At 67.3% G+C, this 2,390-nt stretch carries 3 protein-coding genes and 2 riboswitches; all 3 genes read left to right on the top strand.

Annotated elements, in window-relative coordinates; all coding sequences use genetic code 11:
• The coding region (locus ENN83_RS16120) for a hypothetical protein (protein WP_287188769.1) at positions 1-400 on the top strand (400 nt) is incomplete at its 5' end.
• 139 nt (positions 401-539) lie between these two features.
• A riboswitch (glycine riboswitch) is annotated at positions 540-631 on the top strand.
• A riboswitch (glycine riboswitch) is annotated at positions 632-717 on the top strand.
• A 72-nt stretch (positions 718-789) separates the two neighbouring features.
• Positions 790-1,920 carry a glycine cleavage system aminomethyltransferase GcvT gene (gene gcvT / locus ENN83_RS16115; RefSeq protein ID WP_287188768.1) on the top strand — a complete coding sequence of 377 codons (1,131 nt, stop codon included), beginning with the start codon at positions 790-792 and terminating at the stop codon, positions 1,918-1,920.
• Positions 1,921-1,929: 9 nt separating this feature from the next.
• The gene (gene gcvH, locus ENN83_RS16110) at positions 1,930-2,289 is read left to right on the top strand and encodes a glycine cleavage system protein GcvH (protein WP_287188766.1); all 360 of its coding nucleotides are present in this window, start codon (positions 1,930-1,932) and stop codon (positions 2,287-2,289) included.
• The last annotated feature ends 101 nt before the right edge of the window (positions 2,290-2,390 follow it).

The raw sequence follows: 2,390 nt of genomic DNA, 5'->3' as shown, positions 1-2,390 counted from the left end.
GCTGTTCATCCTGACCGCGCCGGTGATCTATGCGCTGATCCTGCCGGTGGTGCTGCTGGACCTGTTCGTGGCGATCCATCAGGCGATCTGTTTCCCGGTCTATGGCATCGACAAGGTGCGCCGGGGCGATCATGTGGTGATCGACCGCCATCAGCCGGCCTGTCTGAACGGGTTGCAGAAGCTGAACTGCATCTGTTGCGGCTATGCCAACGGGGTGCTGGCCCTGGCCCGGGAGGTCGCGGCGCGGACCGCGCAATACTGGTGCCCGATCAAGCATGCCCGCCGGGTCGCCGATCCGCACGCGCTCTACGGCAATTTCACCGATTTCGGCGATGCCGAGGGGTTCCGGGCGCGGCAATCCGCGCTGAGGTCGGATCTGCGGCGGGTCCGGGGGCGGTAGCGGGCGCGGATAACGCGGGCCTTGCCGTCCGGATCCCTGGCCGTGGCGTTTGCGCCATGGGGCCGCAGGCAGACATCGCACGGCGCGTTTGGCGGCGGCTGGCCCTTGCCTGCAAGCGACGCTTCATCTAGCGTCCGCGTCATCCATCCCGGGAGAATCCGGCCCCTGTGGCCGGTGCCGAAGGAGCAACCGCCCCGGTAAACTCTCAGGCGCAAGGACCGTGGATGGGCACGGAAACTCTGGAGAGAGGCACGGGGGGTCGGCCCGGTGTCCGCCGAAGGGATAGCGATCTCAGGCGAAGGGACAGAGGGGGCATCGCAACGGACATCCCGCGGGGATGGCAGCAATCGGTGTCGGGATGCGTGCTGCATCCGGCGGAAAGGGGCGACATGTCGGAACTGAGGCGCACCGCGCTTTACGGCCTTCATCTGGAACTGGGCGCGAAGATGGTGCCTTTCGCGGGCTACGAAATGCCCGTGCAATACGCCCCCGGCGTGCTGAAGGAGCATCTGCATTGCCGCGCCGCGGCGGGGCTGTTCGATGTCGGCCATATGGGCCAGGTGATCCTGCGCGCGCCCTCGGGTCAGGCGGCGGATGCCGCGGCTGCGCTGGAACGGCTGGTGCCGGTCGATCTGCTGGGGCTTGCGCCGGGGCGGCAACGCTATGCGATGTTCACCGATGCGGCGGGCGGGATTCTGGACGACCTGATGGTGGCCAATCGCGGGGATCATCTGTTTCTTGTCGTGAATGCCGCCTGCAAGGGGGCCGATCTCGCCCATCTGCGGGCGCATCTGGCCGGGGATTGTGCGGTCGAGGAGGTGGCCGACCGCGGCCTGCTGGCGCTTCAGGGGCCTGCGGCGGCGTCGGTGATGGACGGGGTCGCCCCGGGGGCCGCGGCGATGCGCTTCATGGATGTGGCCACGCTGGACAGCGATTTCGGCTCGCTCTGGCTGTCGCGGTCGGGCTATACTGGCGAGGATGGGTTCGAGATTTCGGTCGAGGGGGCGCAATGCGAGGCGCTGGCGCGTGCGCTGCTGGCCCGTGAGGCGGTCCGGCCCATCGGCCTTGGTGCGCGCGACAGCCTGCGGCTGGAGGCGGGGCTGTGCCTTTACGGCCATGATATCGACAGCACGACCTCGCCCGTCGAGGCGGGGCTGTCCTGGGCGATCCAGACGGCGCGGCGGGCAGGCGGGGCCCGCGCGGGCGGTTTTCCGGGTGCGGGGCGCATCCTGCGGGAACTGGCCGACGGCCCGGCGCGGCTGCGCATCGGCCTGCGCCCGCAGACCCGCGCGCCGATGCGCGAGGGCACGCCGCTTTTCGCGACCGAAGACGCCGCCGATCCGGTCGGCATCGTGACATCGGGCGGTTTCGGCCCGTCGATCGAAGCGCCGCTGGCGATGGGCTATCTGCCCGTTGATCTTGGCCACAAAGGGCGCACAGTCTGGGGCGAGGTGCGCGGCAGGCGGATGGCTGCCGATGTCGTCGACCTGCCGTTCAGAGACCCGAACTACAAGCGTTGAGGATCCCCCATGTATTACACCGAAGAACATGAATGGCTGCGCGTCGAGGACAATCTGGTCATCGTCGGCATCACCGAGCATGCCGCCGAGCAACTGGGCGACATCGTCTTTGTCGACCTTCCCGACGAGGGCAAGACCGTGTCCAAGGATGACGAGGTCGTGGTGATCGAAAGCGTCAAGGCCGCCTCCGACATCCTGGCGCCGCTGGATGGCGAGATCGTCGAGGTGAACACCGCGCTTTCCGAAAATCCCGGCATCGTCAATGACGATCCGCTGGGCGAGGCGTGGTTCTTCAAGATGAAGGTCGCGGATCTGTCGGCACTCGACGATCTGATGGATGACGCCGCCTACAAGAAATTCATCGGCTGACGGAACGCCCCATGCCCTATTCCCCCAGCACCTACCTGCCCTACGATTTCGCCAACCGCCGCCATATCGGCCCCTCGCCCGAGGAAATGGTCGAGATGCTG

It is taken from the genome of Rhodovulum sp., assembly GCF_011048875.1.
Lineage (GTDB): Bacteria > Pseudomonadota > Alphaproteobacteria > Rhodobacterales > Rhodobacteraceae > Rhodovulum > Rhodovulum tesquicola.
Note: the sequence above shows the minus strand (reverse complement) of the source record. Positions and strands in the feature narration are given on the sequence as shown.

Bases quoted from the DNA above. Each gene is read 5' to 3' on its own strand.
- gcvT (WP_287188768.1), top strand. From the start codon at position 790: ATGTCGGAACTGAGGCGCACCGCGCTTTACGGCCTTCATCTGGAACTG.
- gcvH (WP_287188766.1), top strand. From the start codon at position 1,930: ATGTATTACACCGAAGAACATGAATGGCTGCGCGTCGAGGACAATCTG.